General features: G+C 71.4%; 24 protein-coding genes and 1 pseudogene. 16 read left to right on the forward strand and 9 right to left on the reverse strand.

Annotation, left to right across the window (positions count from 1 at the left end):
* Window positions 1-2: 2 nt before the first annotated feature.
* The 7 genes from E6R62_RS19230 to E6R62_RS19260 all read left to right on the forward strand — a co-directional run bounded on the left by E6R62_RS19230 (window position 3) and on the right by E6R62_RS19260 (window position 4,252).
* Complete coding sequence (locus E6R62_RS19230; protein WP_136214705.1) at window positions 3-686, forward strand: hypothetical protein; 684 nt, start codon at window positions 3-5, stop codon at window positions 684-686.
* 128 nt (window positions 687-814) lie between these two features.
* Window positions 815-1,237 (forward strand): NUDIX hydrolase, encoded by a 423-nt coding sequence (locus E6R62_RS19235; protein WP_136214706.1) that lies wholly within the window; start codon window positions 815-817, stop codon window positions 1,235-1,237.
* 234 nt (window positions 1,238-1,471) lie between these two features.
* Complete coding sequence (locus E6R62_RS19240) at window positions 1,472-2,044, forward strand: hypothetical protein (RefSeq protein ID WP_240801763.1); 573 nt, start codon at window positions 1,472-1,474, stop codon at window positions 2,042-2,044.
* Entirely contained in the window at window positions 2,041-2,394 is a 354-nt protein-coding gene (locus E6R62_RS19245; RefSeq protein WP_136214707.1) for a hypothetical protein, read from the forward strand. The genes E6R62_RS19240 and E6R62_RS19245 overlap by 4 nt, the downstream gene beginning before the upstream one ends.
* A gap of 59 nt (window positions 2,395-2,453) precedes the next feature.
* On the forward strand, window positions 2,454-2,831 hold the full coding sequence (locus E6R62_RS19250) for an HIT family protein (protein ID WP_206308774.1): 378 nt from the start codon (window positions 2,454-2,456) through the stop codon (window positions 2,829-2,831).
* Complete coding sequence (locus tag E6R62_RS19255) at window positions 2,828-3,316, forward strand: nucleoside 2-deoxyribosyltransferase domain-containing protein (RefSeq protein ID WP_136214708.1); 489 nt, start codon at window positions 2,828-2,830, stop codon at window positions 3,314-3,316. The genes E6R62_RS19250 and E6R62_RS19255 overlap by 4 nt, the downstream gene beginning before the upstream one ends.
* 39 nt (window positions 3,317-3,355) lie before the next feature.
* On the forward strand, window positions 3,356-4,252 hold the full coding sequence (locus E6R62_RS19260; RefSeq protein ID WP_136214709.1) for an NUDIX domain-containing protein: 897 nt from the start codon (window positions 3,356-3,358) through the stop codon (window positions 4,250-4,252).
* A gap of 327 nt (window positions 4,253-4,579) precedes the next feature.
* Here the strand turns inward: E6R62_RS19260 and E6R62_RS40945 are convergent.
* A pseudogene (locus tag E6R62_RS40945) lies at window positions 4,580-4,750 on the reverse strand (helix-turn-helix domain-containing protein); the annotation flags it as partial.
* Between the two features lie 317 nt (window positions 4,751-5,067).
* Here E6R62_RS40945 and E6R62_RS19270 point away from each other — a divergent pair.
* Window positions 5,068-5,493 carry a hypothetical protein gene (locus E6R62_RS19270; protein ID WP_136214710.1) on the forward strand — a complete coding sequence of 142 codons (426 nt, stop codon included), beginning with the start codon at window positions 5,068-5,070 and terminating at the stop codon, window positions 5,491-5,493.
* 10 nt (window positions 5,494-5,503) lie between these two features.
* On the opposite strand, the gene E6R62_RS19275 is transcribed toward E6R62_RS19270, so the two are convergent.
* The 3 genes from E6R62_RS19275 to E6R62_RS19285 all read right to left on the reverse strand — a co-directional run bounded on the left by E6R62_RS19275 (window position 5,504) and on the right by E6R62_RS19285 (window position 7,578).
* Window positions 5,504-6,664: a methyltransferase domain-containing protein gene (locus tag E6R62_RS19275; protein ID WP_240801764.1), complete on the reverse strand. Its 1,161-nt coding sequence runs from the start codon at window positions 6,662-6,664 to the stop codon at window positions 5,504-5,506.
* 165 nt (window positions 6,665-6,829) lie between these two features.
* Window positions 6,830-7,105, reverse strand: a complete 276-nt coding sequence (locus E6R62_RS19280) for a ubiquitin-like small modifier protein 1 (protein WP_136214712.1) — start codon at window positions 7,103-7,105, stop codon at window positions 6,830-6,832.
* 230 nt (window positions 7,106-7,335) lie between these two features.
* On the reverse strand, window positions 7,336-7,578 hold the full coding sequence (locus E6R62_RS19285; protein ID WP_136214713.1) for a hypothetical protein: 243 nt from the start codon (window positions 7,576-7,578) through the stop codon (window positions 7,336-7,338).
* Between the two features lie 223 nt (window positions 7,579-7,801).
* Between E6R62_RS19285 and E6R62_RS19290 the strand changes: the two genes are divergently transcribed.
* Window positions 7,802-8,449 (forward strand): relaxase domain-containing protein, encoded by a 648-nt coding sequence (locus E6R62_RS19290; RefSeq protein ID WP_240801767.1) that lies wholly within the window; start codon window positions 7,802-7,804, stop codon window positions 8,447-8,449.
* Here the strand turns inward: E6R62_RS19290 and E6R62_RS19295 are convergent.
* The gene (locus tag E6R62_RS19295) at window positions 8,431-8,682 is read right to left on the reverse strand and encodes a hypothetical protein (protein ID WP_136214715.1); all 252 of its coding nucleotides are present in this window, start codon (window positions 8,680-8,682) and stop codon (window positions 8,431-8,433) included. The two genes, E6R62_RS19290 and E6R62_RS19295, sit on opposite strands and share 19 nt — an antisense overlap.
* Window positions 8,682-8,903 carry a hypothetical protein gene (locus tag E6R62_RS19300; RefSeq protein WP_136214716.1) on the reverse strand — a complete coding sequence of 74 codons (222 nt, stop codon included), beginning with the start codon at window positions 8,901-8,903 and terminating at the stop codon, window positions 8,682-8,684. The genes E6R62_RS19295 and E6R62_RS19300 overlap by 1 nt, the downstream gene beginning before the upstream one ends.
* A 340-nt stretch (window positions 8,904-9,243) precedes the next feature.
* Between E6R62_RS19300 and E6R62_RS19305 the strand changes: the two genes are divergently transcribed.
* The 5 genes from E6R62_RS19305 (at window position 9,244) to E6R62_RS19320 (ending at window position 12,725) form a co-directional block, all read left to right on the forward strand.
* Complete coding sequence (locus E6R62_RS19305) at window positions 9,244-9,651, forward strand: hypothetical protein (RefSeq protein ID WP_136214717.1); 408 nt, start codon at window positions 9,244-9,246, stop codon at window positions 9,649-9,651.
* A gap of 56 nt (window positions 9,652-9,707) precedes the next feature.
* Window positions 9,708-10,781, forward strand: a complete 1,074-nt coding sequence (locus tag E6R62_RS19310) for a DUF6292 family protein (protein ID WP_136214718.1) — start codon at window positions 9,708-9,710, stop codon at window positions 10,779-10,781.
* A 3-nt stretch (window positions 10,782-10,784) separates the two neighbouring features.
* Window positions 10,785-10,910 carry a hypothetical protein gene (locus E6R62_RS41775; RefSeq protein WP_276615615.1) on the forward strand — a complete coding sequence of 42 codons (126 nt, stop codon included), beginning with the start codon at window positions 10,785-10,787 and terminating at the stop codon, window positions 10,908-10,910.
* A 79-nt stretch (window positions 10,911-10,989) separates the two neighbouring features.
* Window positions 10,990-11,286, forward strand: coding sequence for a hypothetical protein (locus E6R62_RS19315; RefSeq protein WP_136214719.1), 297 nt, complete (start codon window positions 10,990-10,992; stop codon window positions 11,284-11,286).
* Between the two features lie 152 nt (window positions 11,287-11,438).
* On the forward strand, window positions 11,439-12,725 hold the full coding sequence (locus E6R62_RS19320) for a hypothetical protein (RefSeq protein WP_136214720.1): 1,287 nt from the start codon (window positions 11,439-11,441) through the stop codon (window positions 12,723-12,725).
* Between the two features lie 54 nt (window positions 12,726-12,779).
* On the opposite strand, the gene E6R62_RS19325 is transcribed toward E6R62_RS19320, so the two are convergent.
* Entirely contained in the window at window positions 12,780-13,799 is a 1,020-nt protein-coding gene (locus E6R62_RS19325) for a hypothetical protein (protein WP_136214721.1), read from the reverse strand.
* A gap of 214 nt (window positions 13,800-14,013) precedes the next feature.
* On the opposite strand from E6R62_RS19325, the gene E6R62_RS19330 reads away from it, so the two are divergent.
* The gene (locus tag E6R62_RS19330; protein ID WP_136214722.1) at window positions 14,014-14,379 is read left to right on the forward strand and encodes a DUF6233 domain-containing protein; all 366 of its coding nucleotides are present in this window, start codon (window positions 14,014-14,016) and stop codon (window positions 14,377-14,379) included.
* Between the two features lie 315 nt (window positions 14,380-14,694).
* Here E6R62_RS19330 and E6R62_RS19335 read toward each other — a convergent pair whose 3' ends face one another.
* Both E6R62_RS19335 and E6R62_RS19340 read right to left on the reverse strand, forming a co-directional pair.
* The gene (locus tag E6R62_RS19335) at window positions 14,695-14,919 is read right to left on the reverse strand and encodes a hypothetical protein (RefSeq protein ID WP_136214723.1); all 225 of its coding nucleotides are present in this window, start codon (window positions 14,917-14,919) and stop codon (window positions 14,695-14,697) included.
* 705 nt (window positions 14,920-15,624) lie between these two features.
* Complete coding sequence (locus E6R62_RS19340) at window positions 15,625-15,825, reverse strand: hypothetical protein (RefSeq protein WP_073919197.1); 201 nt, start codon at window positions 15,823-15,825, stop codon at window positions 15,625-15,627.
* Window positions 15,826-16,122: 297 nt separating this feature from the next.
* On the opposite strand from E6R62_RS19340, the gene E6R62_RS19345 reads away from it, so the two are divergent.
* On the forward strand, window positions 16,123-16,521 hold the full coding sequence (locus E6R62_RS19345) for a WYL domain-containing protein (RefSeq protein ID WP_136214724.1): 399 nt from the start codon (window positions 16,123-16,125) through the stop codon (window positions 16,519-16,521).
* The last annotated feature ends 45 nt before the right edge of the window (window positions 16,522-16,566 follow it).

The raw sequence follows: 16,566 nt of genomic DNA on the forward strand, positions 1-16,566 counted from the left end.
GCGTGGCCGGCCACGAAGACAGCCTGCCCGCCGCGTGCGAGGACTGGGACCGGCCCCACCTGGCTGGCCTGCGACACGGTCACTTCCACCAGGCGCCCGAACTCACCGCCCGCATCAAGGCCGCCCCGGCAGAGGACGACATCCGCTTCCGCGGCGAGCACCTGAGCGTCCACACCATCGACGGCGCCGCGTACGCGGTGCTCTGGGAGGAGTGGTTCAGCCCGGCCGCCTCCACCTGGGTCCAGCACCCCTCCGCGGCCGCCGCCCGCAGCTGGACCCACCAGCTTGCCGCGTACTGGCTGCGCGACGAGGCGGGATCCTCCCACGGCGGCGGCACCTTGCAGAGCTGGGACGGCGGCACCTGGGCCGCCGAACGCGACTTGACCGCCGGGCGCTGGCACCTGGCCATCGGCCTCCAGCCCGGCGTCACCTACACCAGCACCGAGACCGAAGACCGTGCCGCCGGCTGGGCGTTCCTCACCGAGACACTGACCGCCGTCGGCTTCCCGCCGGAGACTTGGCCCGCCGCGATGCGGCAGATCCGTCACCACGACCTGCCCGCCCCCGACCCTGCCTCGGAGCCGCTGGCCCCCGCGCCCGTAACTCCGCCCGGGCCGGACACCTGGCGCACCCTGCTGCGCCGACTCCTGGCCCGGATCCTGGCCGGCCTCGGCCGCGCCCGGTAGTTCCAGCACCCCGAGCGCCAGATGCCGCCGCAGGCGGCCGCCCGGCCCGGAGGCAAGCCGCCTCCAGGCCGGGCGCCGCCCTCGGCCCCGGCCGGGAGGCGCCCGCCCACCTCAACGGAAAGGCCAACATGACCGACACCGAGACCGAACCCATCTACACCGCCGACGTGGTGGCCCTGACCCGCGAAGGAGATGTTCTGCTCGTCGAGCGCAGCCGGCCGCCCTTCGAAGGGGCCTGGGCCCTCCCGGGGGGTCATGTCGACGGCAAGGAAGCGCCGTTCGTGACCGCCGCCCGCGAACTGGCCGAGGAGACCGGTGTCCAGGTCTCCGTCGGCCGCTTCCACCAGATCGGCGTCTGGGACCGGGCCGGCCGCGACCCGCGCGGCGCGTACGTGACCTTCGCGTACATGGTCATCGTCCCCGACGGCACCATGCCCGTTGCCGGGGGCGACGCTCGCACCGCCCGCTGGTGGCCGGTGAAGAACCTGCCGGAGAACATGGCCTTCGACCACGCCGACATCATCGGCGCGGCCGTGACGCCGAACTCCTGAGGCAGGCCGTCGCCCAGGTACGGCACGCCGGGCCGGACGCGCATCACCGCCGTGGCCACCCCAGTTGAACCCCCGACGCCCCCGACCGCATCGCCGCAGGTCCGGGGGCGTCGGCATGCCACAACCAGTAATGCAAATAATGAGTTGGCCAACTCTGAGTTGACACGCCAACTTTGAGTTGGCATTCTTGGGGTGTCGGGCCACCCCGGCCCGTACGTCAGGAAGGAAGAACGCATGGACCAGTGGGCCCTCATCTCCATCGCCGTGCTGATCGGCGCTCTGGCCGGAGCCACGCTCGCCCGCCGGAACCGTCCCGAGCCGTCCGGCACCGTCTACCGCCCGGCCGCCCCGCAGCCGGCCAAGACCCCGACCGTCCAGTGCATCGGGATCAGCCTCGACGAGATGAAGACCTTCGAGCGCGTCCTGTTACACGCCGACGAGTGCAACCGCCGCGCCCGCCCGTACTCCGGCAACGGCACCCACACCACCGAGCTGATCGGCCGCCTGTACGAGAGCGCCAGCGTCGCCTCCATCACCCAGCCCGACCCCGCCCGCGTCCGGATCCCCATCCAGAAGAACGACTTCAACTGGCTGAGCTACGCGATCCGCGACATCGACACCCACCAGGGAAGTGCCGAGACCGCCCGCGAAGGCCGCCTGCTGCTCAACCGCTTCCACGCCCTGCTCGGACAGGCCCGCGCCGTCGTCTTCCTGGGCGGCACCCCGGCCTTCCACCCCGACGCTCCGTCCGCCGCGCCCGGCACCCCGCAGCTCAGCACCGCCCACCACACCGAGGAGTCGAAGTGACCGAAGTGACCAAGGCCCCGAAGCACCTCGCCACGATCACCGGCATCGAGACCCCGGCCCGAACCAGCCTTACCAGCGACGGGGGAGACCTCGCCGACCTCGCCCCGGCCGCAGCCGCCGCGCTCCGGCTGCTCGCCGACGCCATCATCCGCGGCAGCGCCCACCAGGACGACATCGTCCAGGCCCTCCAGGACGCCAAGGTTCACGAGGCCTTCGCCGACGTCCTGGCGGCCGCCTCCAACGCCGTGATGGACGAGACCGACGACCCGTACGACATCGACTACAGCCTCCCCGCCGACAACCTCAGCGCCGCCGCCAGCCAGGTCCGCGACATCTTCCGCTGGATCTGACCCAGCACCCCGCACGAGCCCAGGTCACCCCCAGCGCCACCTACCAGGAGAGGCCCACCGTGAAGACCTGCGTCTTCTGCTCCATCGCCGCCGGCCAGGCGCCGGCCGTCATCGTCCGGGAATGGCCCGACGCCCTCGCCATCCGCCCCCGCACCGGCGGAGTGACCGACGGCCACGTCATGGTCCTGCCGCGCGTCCACGTCGCCGACGCCGGCACCGACCCGGAGGTCACCGCCGTGGTGTACCGCCGGGCCGCCGAGCTGATGGCCGAGCTTTCCGCCGCCAACCTCATCACCTCGAAGGGCACCGAAGCGACCCAGTCCGTCTTCCACCTGCACGTCCACGTCGTGCCGCGCCAGGACGGCGACAACCTGCCCCTGCCCTGGACCCCGCAGCACGCCGCCCGCGCCGCCGCGCAGAACGGAGCCTCCTCGTGACCGGCATCAACCTCGTCATGGCCCGCGAGCCCATCCCCGCCGGCCCGTCCGTCTTCCTCGCCGGCCCCACCCCGGACAAGAGCGCACCCGTCCCGTCCTGGCGGCCCGACGCCGCCGAAGCCCTGGCCGCCCAGTGGACCGGCGCCCAGCCGCTGACCGTCCTGAGCCCCGAGTCCCGGCACGGTCAGCGCGCCGACCGCTACGAGACTCAAGTCGACTGGGAGACCGACGCCCGAGCCGCGGCGACGGCGATCCTCTTCTGGATCCCCCGCGACCTCAAGACCATGCCGGCCATGACCACCAACGTGGAGTTCGGTCTGGACGTGTCGACGGGCCGGGCGGTGCTGGGCTGCCCGCCCGACTGCCCCAACCCCGAGAGGAACAGGTACCTGATCTACGTGGCCCGCCGCCACGGCGTGCCGGTGTGCACCACCCTGACCGCCACGGCCGCCGCCGCCCTCGCGCTCATCCCCGGCAACAACTGATCCCACCGCACCGACCAGTCACCACGGAAGGAACCCCTGATGGAACGCGTCTACCTCAACCAGCGCAGCGGTGAGCGCCGCATCCACGTCGAGATCGACGAGCCGGAGATCGCCGAACTGCTCGCCGAACTCGGTGAGTCGACGACCCCCGCCCTGCGCCAGCTGGCCGAGATCCTGGACGCCGCACACCGGCGCTTCGGCCACGGCGCACCTGAGCGCACCACCACCGAAACCGTCCCCGCCGGACTCCGCAGCTGGGACGTGCCCTGGCCGGAGTACACGCCCACGGACGTCACGCCAGCCGAGCTGCTGCCCGAGGCCCTGGCCCAGCACGTACCCGGCTGGGCCGAAGGAGCCCCGACGCCGGCTGACGTGACCGACTGGGACGTCCGACAGGCCGCCGCGCTGGTGCCCTTCGAACGGGACGCGCGAGGCTGGCCCCTGCACCCGGCGGGCCGCACCGGCCGTACCGGCCGGAACCTGGGCCGGTGGGGCGAGAACGCGGCCGCGGACCCCATCGTGGTCGCGGGGAACGGCACAGACCGCCGGGTCCTCCTGATCACGCGGGACGACATCCAGGTGGAGGCCATCCCGGGAGGCATGGTCGACCCGGGCGAAACCGCCCCGGCCGCCCTGGTCCGTGAGCTGCGCGAGGAGACCGGTGTCGACCTGGCCGGCCATCAGCCGGTCATCCTCGGCCGGAACCTGGTCGACGACTGGCGAGCATCTGACCACGCCTGGGTCGCCTCCACCAGCGCGATCTACCTGCTGCCCGCCACCGTGACGGCCATCGCCGCCGATGACGCCCTCGACGCCAACTGGTGGCCCTTCGGCTCTCTCGACCAGCTCGAACGGGAGATTACGGCAGCCGGCCGCACCCTCTACGCCGCGCACCGGCCGCTTCTGCAGCGCGCCCTCGACCACCTCAACCGGTAACCCGAGTCCGAGAGAGCTTCGGACCGGTCCCGGCCCGACGCGCAGAGCCCCGGACATGAAGTCCGGGGCTCTGCTGCGATCAGGTGCTCGGGACCCGTCCCTGACACAGGATGCGGCGAACTGCCCGGCCACCCCGATACGCCCGGCCCGGTAGGCGTCCCATCCCACCGCAAGATCGTCGGCGAAGTCGACGGGTTCCCTGTCGGTGCCAATACCCGCTGCGGTGTCGTGGACCGTGCGCGACAGCTCGCGCAAGGTGGTCCGGTCGTCCGCGAGCATCGCCCTGCGGGGGGCCTGCTGACCCACGATCACGGAGACGTCGGCGCCCAGGGCGTGCGCGAGCCGCAGGAGGGTGGGCAGCGAGACGTGGCCCCGGTCCTGCTCGGCTTTTCGGATCGTGGCGATGGACAGACCCGCGTTCTCGGCGAGTTCTTCCTGAGTGACGGCTCCGCGCAGCAGCTTGATTCGCTGACCGGTGGTGTGCTCGTTCCACTTCATGGCGTCCCCTTCGTCTACCGGGACGGTACCGCTCGCCCGGGAGCCACCGGAATCTCCAGCGGGTACGTCCCCTCCAGTACACCGCGCCCGTACGGCAGCGGAGGCGCCGCAGCCCGTACTCCGGATCGTCGCCGGTCCCGGCCGAGACGCCTACCCACTGCCAGTCAGTCTTGCCAGATAGCCCGTCGCCGGCTTGCCGTGAACGACTCCGCGCCCTCGCTGACGGCATTCCCTGTGCACCAGGTGACCCCGACCAACCACCACGCGCAAACCGTGTTCAGGGCGGTGAAGGTGTTGCCGGGCAGCTTCGCGCGGCAGTGGGTGAGGAAGACGGGGAAGTCCTGCATGGGCAGGACGGGGCCGGTGCCCGACGACCTCTTCGACCTGCCCCGCCACCGTCAGGTCCTCGACCGACGCCCGGCCGGCCCGACCACGACGCGCTCACCGTCGTCCCCGCCCTCGCGCACGCGGACGGCCCCCTCACCGCCGACGGCCTCGCCGCCGCCCTGTCCTGGACCCGCCACCGGCTCGACGCCGCCCTCGACCAATCCCGCGCCCACCCGGACACCGGCGGCGCGCTCGTCCTGCGGCACCTCCCACCCGAGGCGTACACCGCCACTCCGCGCCTTGACGTCCTCGCCCCGCACCAGGTCGACGCAAACTCACCCGCTCACGCAAGTCGCCTGACCGCAGGAAGCATCGACTGGTTCCTGCGGCGCCATCTGCGGCTCGCCTGTGTATGAAAGATCCCCTTTACCGGGGGAGTGGCCAGGCGTTGTCGGGGTGGTCGAGCCAGACGGTCTGTGCCTGAGGGGTGTAAGTGAGTCCATAGCGGTCCCAGGAAGGCTCGCCCTGGGCAGTCCACCAGTGGTGGACTGCTTCGAGTTCGTCCCACAAACGGCGCGGGCCATGCTGGTGAACTGCGATGTTGCTGGTTCCGCGGTACACCGCACGCGCCCAGGAGCTGTCGTTGAGGCTGGCGATGTCCAAGGTGGTGACGTCGCCCTGCGTTCGTGTATCGCAGGTGACGTGCGACAGCCGAAGGCTCGCGGTGAAGGTGAAGGGGTCGCAGATCCCGTGGTCGGGAAGCGGCAGGTCCGTGGTGCCACAGCTGACGCCCGGGTCGGATACCGGGGGGCGGCCGCGACTGTGCAGGCGCTGGGAGCGCAGCTTCATGAAGCGAACCGGTCCGAGGAAGGTTCCGCGTGCGGTGCCGTCCGGCTGCACCTGCAGGCGAAGAAGGTTGTCGGCGTCGGTGTAATGGGTGCCCCAGGGGGCCAGTACGAAGCCGCCCGGCCGGGTCTGCGCGACCCAGGCCGACGGAAGGCTGCGCACCCCACATGTCGCGATAACCCTGTCATAGGGGGCGCCTGCCTGGTGGCCGAGCGCGCCGTCAGCGCAGATCACCTGGGGCCAGTGCCCGGCCGCTTCGAGCGTGGCGCGGGCAGCAGCGGCCACGGCCTGGTCGACCTCGATCGTCGTGACGTTCGCATCCCCCAGCCGGTGCGCCAGCAGGGCACTGCTCCAGCCCGTACCCGTGCCGATCTCCAGCACGCGCATGCCCGGACCGATTTTCAGGTGGCTGAGCATGGACGCGACAGCGAGGGGCGAGGACATGGAGCTGGTCCACCGGGTGCCGGGCGCGGTACCGGTGTGCCGGCCATCGTCCCACTGGGTAACGAGCTGTACCTCCCATTCCGAGGCCCCCATCCACTTCTCAGGGTCCTCGGTACGGTCGATCGGCACAGACGTACCCAGCGTCAGCTCCTGCGCCCACACAAGGTCGGGGAGAAACCGGTGCCGGGGCAGCGCGTCGAAAGCGTCCTGCCAGGCGGCATCGAGAAGAGCGGCGGCGACGAGCTCATGCCCCAGGGCAGTGAACGAGCGGGGGTGCGGCGTCGTGGATCCCGTCACAGGAGGCAACTCCATACACAGTGGTCGCAACAAGAGGCGGCGGGCCACGCAAGCGGAGACCCCACCAAACGCTTGGCCTCCGGCGAGCCAACCCTGCACGCACTCACCGGAGACAGACCCTGTCCGCCTCAGGGCCCGGGCCGTGTCTGTTGAACCGAGGGCCGGTCAGCCGCCAGCGACCGCAGGGAAGAGCGCCACATCGTCACCGTCCTTAAGGGCGGTCTGCAGACCGTTCAGGTCGCGTTTGGCGTGCTCATCATTGATGTACACGTCGACGAACCGATGAAGATCTCCCTCCTTCACCAGCCGCTGCTTGAGCCCCGGGTACTGCCGCTCAAGGTCGTCGATCAATTCGCCCAGCGTCGCACCCTCCCCGGTGACCGTCTTTTCCCCACCCGTGCAGGTCCGGAGAATCGTCGGGATGCTTACCGAAACCGCCATGCAGTGCCTCCTTATTAGGTGACAACAGCAGCGCGGCATCACACTCGACCACCCGCGCCCCCGTGATCACGTTCACGGTCAGTGAAGCGTACGTGTACCCAACGCGACAAGGGCCTGCAGTCTGATTGGCCATTCCGTCCCGAGGCCGGGCACAGCGTGTGCACGCCTCGGTGTCGGACGACACGAGAGTGTCAGTGACCGCGACGTGTCTGGTGGCAGCGGCAGCTCTCTCAGCCGATGCCGGGCAGTCCACCGGGCAGTCCACCGGGTACAGCACCGGTGACGACGTCGGTCGGCAGGCCACCCTTGGCGATGTCGCCCACGACCGGCAGGCCGCCTAGGAGATCGCTGCCCGGGAGCTGGTTGAAGCTGACCGGCGGCGTGTCAGCTGGGGCGGCGTGTGAGACCCCGGCAAAGGCCAGGATCGGAGCGGCGAGGGCGAGAACGGCGACTGCGCGCCTGGTGGTCTTCATGCCGAGTGAACGATCTTGATCTGATCTGGGGCACGGTCTCGGGCCTCCGATCATGTCGCGAACCGCTGACACCTCATGTCGCCAGCCACTGACATCCAGCTGTCGTCCGACAACATCCACCCTGCGCACGACATTTGGTCAACCGGTGATCCAGAGGTACGGTTCTGGTCCCCTACGGGAAAGGATCACTGAATAGCACTCCAGGTATCTCCGATACGTGATCATGGTCCGCTCGGCGGACGAACTACAGCAAAGGGGGCGGGCCGGGGTGGGGTACGCGACGCCGATCCGCGCGCCTGAGCAGGTCGAGTACCGGCTCGCCGAGAACTGCGGCTGCGACCAGAGCGTCGATTCCCAGGTCGAGTACCGACTCGCCGCCGCGAACGACCTGCGGTGGATCGGCAGCGGCCTGGCGGAGTTCGGCCTGGTGGCCGGAGCGGTCGTCGACCCGGACGCCGCCCGGGCGCTGATGGACGGCCGCGATCCCCGCACCAACGAGCAGCTCGTCAGCCGCAAGAAGGTCCTCGACCCGCGCGGCAAGGTCGTCGCCCGCGTCGTCGTCGACGCCATTCGCGAGAGCGCCGCAGCCGATGGCATGACGGCCGCCGAGTACCTCGGCAACGACAGGCTGGCCGCCCGCTTCGCCCGCGCCGAGCGCGGCATCCACCGCGACGGCGAAGGCCACCTTCTCCCCGTCGCCGACGCCGAACGGCTCGCCGCGGCCGCCGGCCTTTCCGCCGACACCTTGTACGGCGCGGACGTCATCGCCGAGGCCACGAAGTGGAAGGGCCACCACGTCGACGTCGGCCTGCGCGGCGTGGACGTGACCGGCGAGCTGGTGAAGTCCCGGAGTCAGTCGGTCTCGACGTAGGCGACCAGGACGAGCGTGCCCAGGACCGTCGGCACGTACAGGATCCGGACGCCGCCTTCGCGGTGCTCACGGATCGCACCGTGCTTCGACAGCACGCCGATCTCCGGATCCTTCGAGACGGCCACCAGTACCGGGTCGAGGCGGAGCCGCTCGGCCTCCGTCATCTTCTCGATCTGCTCCTGCGCCACGTCGTAGAAGACGATCCGCGCGCGCCTGGGCGCGTGTCGGCCCATCAGGCGACGTGCGAGGTGGGGGCGGAGTCGTCGAGCGGGGTCTGTCCGAGCTTTTCGCGCAGTTCCTCCCAGGAGGTGACGGCGTCCAGGTCGACACCCTCACCGGCCAGGCGCTCCAGGACGTAGGCGATCCGCGGGTCGCCGTCAGCCATCTCCCGCGCGTCGGCCCGTAGGGCCTCCTGCTCGGCCGGGTCGAAGACGATCCGCATCGCGGCCTCCAAGTCGTAGATGCTGCAACGAGGCTAGCGCAGGCGCGCACCATGGGAACCCGGAAGGCGAAGAGGTGCGGAGACCGGCTGCCGCGCGGGGCTTTCTGCGGCCGGCGGAGACGAAAGCGGCCGGCGCCCACTTCCGCCGAGGCGGGTGGCAAGGGCGCCGGCCAACCGAAAACACACACTCCGGGAGACCCGAGAGGCGTATCTCGCTTCCGAGTGTATCCGTACGAGGCGGCGTTGCGGATCCAGTCCACTTGCCAACGATGATGTAAGCTAGGTAATGTTGTCTTGTTCGCGGGTGGTGGCAGCCCGCGGCACCGAACACACACCCCACCCAGGAGGCCCCATGCCCCTCACCATCACCCACCCCGCCGGCAGCGCGACGCAGACCGCGGCCGCCGTATCCGCGTGGCCGGCCACCGCCGCGGCCGCCGACGCCGAACTCGCCCACCTCGCCGAGCTCCTGGCCGACGCCGGCGTCACCGCCGTCTCCGCCGCGGGCGTCCTCGCGGCCCCCGGCCTCGCCGCCGGCCCGGGCGACACCGCCGGCATCCGGGTGCGCACCACCAGCAACCCGCCCCACGCCCTGTACCTCATCGCCGCCGGCCGCCTCACCCCGCACACCACCGCCGGCAGCGCCTTCGCTCACCTCCGCCCGCTCATCGAAGCGGCCGCCCGCCCCTGCGACGGATGCGGCGCCGAGGCCGGCAAGCCGTGCAACCCGGGCTGCCTGCCCGATCCCACGACCGACTGACACCCCCCTCCGGCGGGGCGCGACGAGCGCCCCGCCCCGTGATGAAGGAGAAGCACGTGATCCGCGCCGGCCGCCTGCCGTACGTCCAGACCATGTCCGACCTTGCCGACGCCCTCGGCAAGAAGCTCACCACGCTCCGAAACCAGAAGCCCTACGCCGCGGAAGGCCACCCGGCGCCGATCAGCTCGCCCGACGCCCGCAACCAGCTCTGGGACTCCGAGCAGACCAATGCCTTCTACGCCGGCGAGCCCATCCCCGAGCTGCCCCAGGTCGACGACGACGAGGACCTCCTCGACCGCCACGAGGCCGCCCAGGTGCTCGGCATCGAACCCGTCACCTGGAACACGTACAAGAAGGACCCGGCCCTGGCCGCCGGCATGGTCCTCGTGCCCGCCGGCCCCAAGGGCACCGAGCACTGGCCCCGCCGCCTGGTCCTCGCGTACAAGGACAGCCGGCCCGGCCGCGGCGCCGGCGGCGGCCGCCGCGAGGGCAGCGGCGACATGATCCCCCGCGACGAGATCCTGCCGCGGATCGCCGAGCTCCTGGACGCCGATCCCGCCGTGACCGTCGAGACCGTCTCCGACACCCTCGGCATCACCAAGTTCCCCACCGCGCAGTCCGGCCTGGCCACCCTGCGCGGGCGCAGGATCGCCGACCTCGTCGAGCAGCAGCCCGGCCTCGACCTGAAGGACGCCGCTCTCCAGCTGGGCTACCCCGCCATCACCCACCGCGCCGCCGTCGCGTTCGCCGAGCGGGAGCTCCGCGCCCGCGGCGCCCAGCCCTACCTGCAGCACACCGCCGACGTCCTGGCCGCCGCCGGCATCGCCCAGCAGGCCCAGGTGGAGATGCGCCAGCTCGACGGAGGCGCCGTGGCCGCCGCCGTGCTGCTCGACACCGGCCAGCCGGCCGCCGCCGCGGTATGGGACTCCCGCTACGGATGGCGCACCTCGACCAGCCGCCGGCACCCCATCGGCAAGGACACCAACAGCGCGCCCGAAGGCGAGGGGATCCGCTACCTGGGCAGCGGCCTGAGGCCCGAGCCCGAGGAGCTCCTCGCCGCCCTGCGCGACGGCCGCAAGGGCACCAAGCGCCCCAAGGCCGGCACGAACGAGCCCAACAGCGAGGGCTGAGGAATGGCCACGCCACACGAAGAAGAACCCGAACCCGTCTACTGGTTCTGCAACTCGTGCGGGGACGAAGTCGACGAGGCTGACGAGTGCTGCCCCGACGGCGAAGTCGAACCGGGCTACGACGACTGATCGGAGTCCCCGACAGGCGCACTACCGCACCCTCCGCGCCCGACCCCGCACAACCGAGACAGAAGGAGAGAACGCAGACATGGACACGTTGACGAACCTCATCGCGGGCCGCCCCTCCATGGGCAAGAACCCGCTCCCGGACAACGCCGGCACCGCCGAGTGGATGGGCCAGCTGCACCGCGCCCTGCGGGAGATCGAGACGCGCGAGCAGGCCCCCGAACTGGTCGCCCGCGCTCAGTACGTGCTCTACGCCGTCCCGCAGCTGCTGCGCCGCCGGCACACCGACAGCCCGGCCCTCCTCCAGCTCCTGCAGATCGTGGAGAACCGCGGGCCCGCGGTCGACGTCGTGCTGCGTCAGCCGCTCGGCGCCAGCTGAAGAACCGGCGGACGCAGGGCAGGACTGTGGCAGCCGTGCCCGCGCGACCTCACAGCGAAGAGCACCCGGGCCTTGAATCCTCCGTACGCGGGGAGGCCGGCACGGGGGCGGATACCCTCAACGACGAACGCCGACCTGGAGGGGGATGGCAGATGAGCCGGAGCTGGGAACGAGCAATCGCCGAGCTGCTCGCACAGGGCCTCGCGGCCCAGGCCTCGGCCGACCGGGTGCAGGAGACCGGGGCCGACGTACGGAAGCGGACCACTGCGGTCGCGGTCCACTACGCCGCCGAGACCGACTACGTGCGCAGCGCCCTCGCACTGCTGCGCGCACACCTCGCCGACGGACGTCCCCCGCGGGGCCTGCCCGCTGCCCGGGTATGGCCGCGGTCCGTCCGCGACCTGTGGAAGGAACGGGTCCTGGAGCGGACCGGCGGCCTGTGGCAGACGATTCCGGGAGCCGCGGTGGTCGACCAGATGCGCAGCGCCCCGGCCTCGCCGTTGCTGGACGCGGTGATCGAGCAGGCCGAAGCGCTCCAGGCCAGCCTCCACGGTCACCGCCGGCACCCCAGGATGTACGAGAAGTACTTCCCCGAGCGCGACGGCGGCGTGCGCCTGGACGGGCGCGGCCGCCCGGCCCCCACCGTGCCCGGCTTCCCCGACCCCGGACATCCGGTGAACCTCAACTTCGCCAGCGGAACCGGGCTGCGCATCCAGCCGGCCCGCGCCGAGGAGGCCAGCCGGCTGAAGGACGACGAGTTCGCGGTGCACCGCCGCGCCCTCGCCTTCGGCGACGCGGTCCTGGACCTGCTTGTCGAGGCCCGCCTCGACGGCGCCCGCCCGCTGGCCGGACGACTGCGCGGCGCGGGACAGTGGGTCGGCCGCGAGGACGATCTGGTCCCGGCCCGCACGGAGTGGCCGGCCAAGCTGGGCGGCTTCCAGGCGGTGACCCTGACCGGTCTGGGCCTGCTGGTGCTGGCCTGCGCGGCCCTTCCGCTGACTGTCGGCAACCGGGCCGATCTCCTCTCCCACTACACCCTGCTGTTCGCGGCATCCGGGGCCATCGTGCTCGTGGGGACCGTGATCGTCCACCGGACCGGGCCCCGGCTCATCCAGGCCCCCGGCTTCAAGGCCGCGGCACCCGGTATCGCCGCCGGACTCCTCGCGATCGTGGTGTGGCAGGGCCAAGGCCCGGTGGCCGAGCACTTCTTCGCCGACCCGTACGAGCGCTTCGAGCGCGAGCTCGGCGACGGATGCCTGTCCGCCAGCTCCTACCGCAGCGGCGCGGTACAGACCCGCGTCGAGGACGGCGTCCTCTTCGTCACCCCCACCAGCCGCGGAACGACCCTGCGTCTGGGGCCTGCCGAGGACGGCAGCACCCACCCCCTCCGCCCGGTGGACACCGCGACGCGCAAGGTCCTCGACGACTTCCGGTGCTGACCGACTGCTCGGGGCGGAGCCCGGCCGGACCTCCGGCCGCCCGCCCCGAAGGCGTCAGCCAGCCTGCCGGTAGCTGGCCGCCGGCCCCACCGTGCCGGACCCGAACCGGGCGTTGAGCAAGTCGATCGCCTTCTCCGCCCGCAGTCTGCGCTCGCGGCCCTGGTCGAAGGACAGCTGCTCGGCGACAGCGGCCGCGTCGATCAGCTGCTCGCAGCGCAGCGCGATGCCGCGCACCCGCGCCCGCTGGAAGCCCAGTGCCCGGAACATCTCGTACGCGATGTCGCGGAGATCCTCGGTGTGCGCGCTCGGGCCGCCGGGCAGCTGGCGGCTGCGGTGGACCTGGGACCGGTCGGCCAGGGTGATGGTCATCGTGATCGTCCTCGCCGCCTGGCGCCGGGTCCGCAGCCGGTCGCCGAGCTCGACCGCCAGCGACAGCAGCGCGGCACGGACCGCCTCGGGGGAGAGGGTGTCGAGGGCGAACCGCCGCTGCGCGGCCGTGCTGTGCGGAAGCTCCGTCGGCACCACCACCCGGCGGTCGATGCCGCGGGCCACCTCGCGCAGCTGCCGGCCCGCCCGCCCGCCGAGGACCCGCTGCACGGTCGCCTCCGGCAGCTGCGCCAGCAGACCGATCGTGTGCACCCCGAACTGGACCAGGCGCTGCTCCTGGGTACGCCCGATGCCGTAGAGCTCCCCGACCGGCCGGTGGTGCAGGAATGCGGCCACCTGCTCCGGCGCGGCCCCGACGGCGACCAGGCCGCAGCGCAGAGCGTCCCGGGAGGCCATCGCGGCCACCGACCAGGTCGGGCCGACGCCGATTACCACCGGCAGCCCGTACAGCGCCATGGCCCGGGTCCTGATCATCAGCCCGAGTTCGGCCGGGTCCCGGTCGAAGAAGCGGATGCTCCCCGACACGTCCGCCACGAGCACCGATGGCGGCACCGCCTGGACCACGGGGGTCACGTCCGCCACCAGGCCGAGGAGCAGCCGGTAGATCACCGGGTCCACGTCCATGGGGCAGCGCAGATGCAGGATGGGGGAGCCGGCGCCCGCCGGTTCCCTCTGCTCGTCGTCCACGGCGACACCTCCCACAGCTACCGTATCGAAAACTTATTCGAACAAGCACGCCGGAAAGCGGAATGGGGGATTCGAACAGAGATACGATACTGAGGTGATCTACAGAACCCTGCCCTGCCTGCGCCCCGGACGCACCCAGGGCCGCACAGAGCCGGCGGCCCGGAGGGCTGGCATTCCCGCGGAAGACCTCCAGCCCCACAAGGAGGCGTAGGCGATGCCCGCCGGACGCGACCTCGACTGGCTCCTGCCGCCCGACGTCGAGCGACTGCGGACGCTGGAGCGCTGGTGCCTGGTGCTGCTGGAGCTGATACGCGGCCGCATCGCCGAGATCGAACGCCGGGACCGCGTCACCGAAGCGGCCCGCAACGGGCCGGCCGTCACCCCGTTGAACGAATGGAAGCTGGAGCACCCCATCGGCAGGGGAGGGCGCATGCTCATCCACACCGCCGACTGCCGCCTCGCCTCGGGCCGGACGCGGCCCACCACCCGCGAGCAGGCACTCGACGCCCTCCGCCAGCCCCAGGTCGAAACCTGCTCGATCTGCCCCGCCGCCCAAGAGCTCGGCATCACCGACCCCTGAGCCCACCGTCGCGCCCACCGGCCCCCGCCGAGGACAGCCCAGGCCACGGAGCCGGCATGCCCACCGGCCCCCGCTCCCTCCCAGCAGGCCCCGCCCCCAGGGCCGACCGGCTTGCCCAGCCCACCGAACCGGGCTCGCCCACAGCACCCACAGGCTTGCCCAGGCCGGTGCGCCCAAGGCTTGCCCAAGAGGCAGCCAGGCTTGCCCAGTCTGTAAAACACCAGCTCAAGAGGCTTGCCCACAGCCAAGAGAAGGGATCCGGCGGACACATGAGCCGGGCCCTGATCCGGCGGAACCCCCGGGGGCGGCGAACGGTCAGGCGCTGTGCGGATCGTGCAGGATCGTCGCCCAGCCGGCCACGTCCTGCGGTACCCCGAACCCCATATCGAGGTTGCCGAGGAACCCGGTGGACACACGCATATCCCTCAGCGCCATCTTGTACCGTCCCGCGAGCACGTCGCCGACCCACACCGGCATGTCCGGCTCCGCCACGCCCTCCTGGACGGGCGCGAAGCTGGTGGCCCGCCCGACGTCGACCACTGCGGGAACTGCGGGACGACCGTCGCGACACACTTGGACCGCGGACCTCCCGACCTACCCCAGCAGCAGGACCTCCGCGCCGCTCCCCGCAACCTGTCCCAATCGGGGGCTGGATGATCGCCTCGCTCGGCCTCTCCTGTCCGGACTGCTACGACGTGATGTCCGGCGAGCCCGGCCGCCACGACCTTCGCTACCACCGTCAGCGGTAGCCAGGAGACGGCCTCTCCGGCGCTCTGCGGAGGTGGGCAAGCCCATGCCGGCGCGGCCCCGCGACAGTTGCACCGGAAGGGGGCTGGAGGGTTGCTTGCAGAGGTGCACTAGGAGTTGCACCGGAGGTGTGACCGGGAGTGGGACCCCCACTTTTTCGATCTTGAGCATCGTGCCTGGTCAGGCCCCGTGGGCAAGCCCCCTCGCCACGACGACACCTCTTTCTCCGCGATAGCCGGAGGAAGAGGCCTGCTTCTTCTCAGGGCCGGGCCGGCCTTCACCAGCCCAGTCCAGCCCAGCTCAGCCCAGGCCAGCTCGGACCGGTCCCCACGGCCCGGTCCGCACCTCGGCCCCGCTCCCTGCTCCCCGCGCCGGATCCGGCGGCGCCCGCTGCGCGGCCCCGGCCCGGACACCGCGTGCGCCCGCGCTCGAAGGCTGCGCCCGGACATGCCGAAGCGGCCCCGCCGGGAAGGCGAGGCCGCTTGGCGTGGAGCTGATTCAGTGCATCTCCCAGTCGACGCAGCGGCGCTGGGGGAGCGGCGGCTCGACGCCGAGGCGCAGCGCCAGCCGGACCGCCGCGCGGTCCCGCTTGTGTGCCGCCTGCTGGTGAGGCTTCCTGCTCCCGTCCTTCAGGTGGGAGATCCAGGGCCGCTCCTGGAGCTGCAGGTGCGCGGGGCGGTCGTGGAAGGTACGGGCCATCTCGGGGCTCCTCGCTGTGGATTTGTAGCGGTGCGTGTTTCGCGGTCGCTGACCGGCTGCCACCGCCGATCAACTGAGACAACCATAATCCCTACTCATCACTTCCGTCAAGCGGGAGCGTGCGCTGAGTTGCCGCGCGTCGCGATGTGGCGGCCGGACGGGTGAATGCGAAATCGGGTCGAAAAAAAGGCCGTTCCGGCTTCCCCGAAGTGATGAGTGTGAGTTATAGTTGTCTTGTTGGTCGGGAGTGGCACCCGGCCAACACCCCCCGAACTCACAAGCTCCAGGGAGAAACCCGTGTCGAACTCCATGAAGATCACCGCCGGTCAGACCACCACCCGCACCCTGACCGACCTGATCCGCGCCATGGACGGCCAGCGCGCCACGACCATCACCTACGTCGACAGCAAGGGCGACGAGTCGGTGCGCACCATCGAGATCCACAACATCCTCACCACCAGCAAGGGCGGCATCATCGTCCGCGCGATGTGCCGCACCCGGGGCGAGATGCGCACCTTCACCCTGGAGCAGATCAAGGCGTACACCGTCCACCGCATCCGCTTCGTCCTCGCCGTCCCGGAGGAGAACGCGGCGGACGTGACCCCCCTCGCCCACTTCGTCTTCACCGCGCAGCAGATGGTCGACCTGGAGCTGGAGCGCGACTACCCGGCGCCCAAGCTCAAGCTCGCCGCATAGGCGAGCGGGCCCGCCCCGCCGGGCGGGCCCCAGTCACCGCACCCA

This window comes from Streptomyces sp. A1136, assembly GCF_004795055.1.
Taxonomy (GTDB): Bacteria; Actinomycetota; Actinomycetes; order Streptomycetales; family Streptomycetaceae; genus Streptomyces.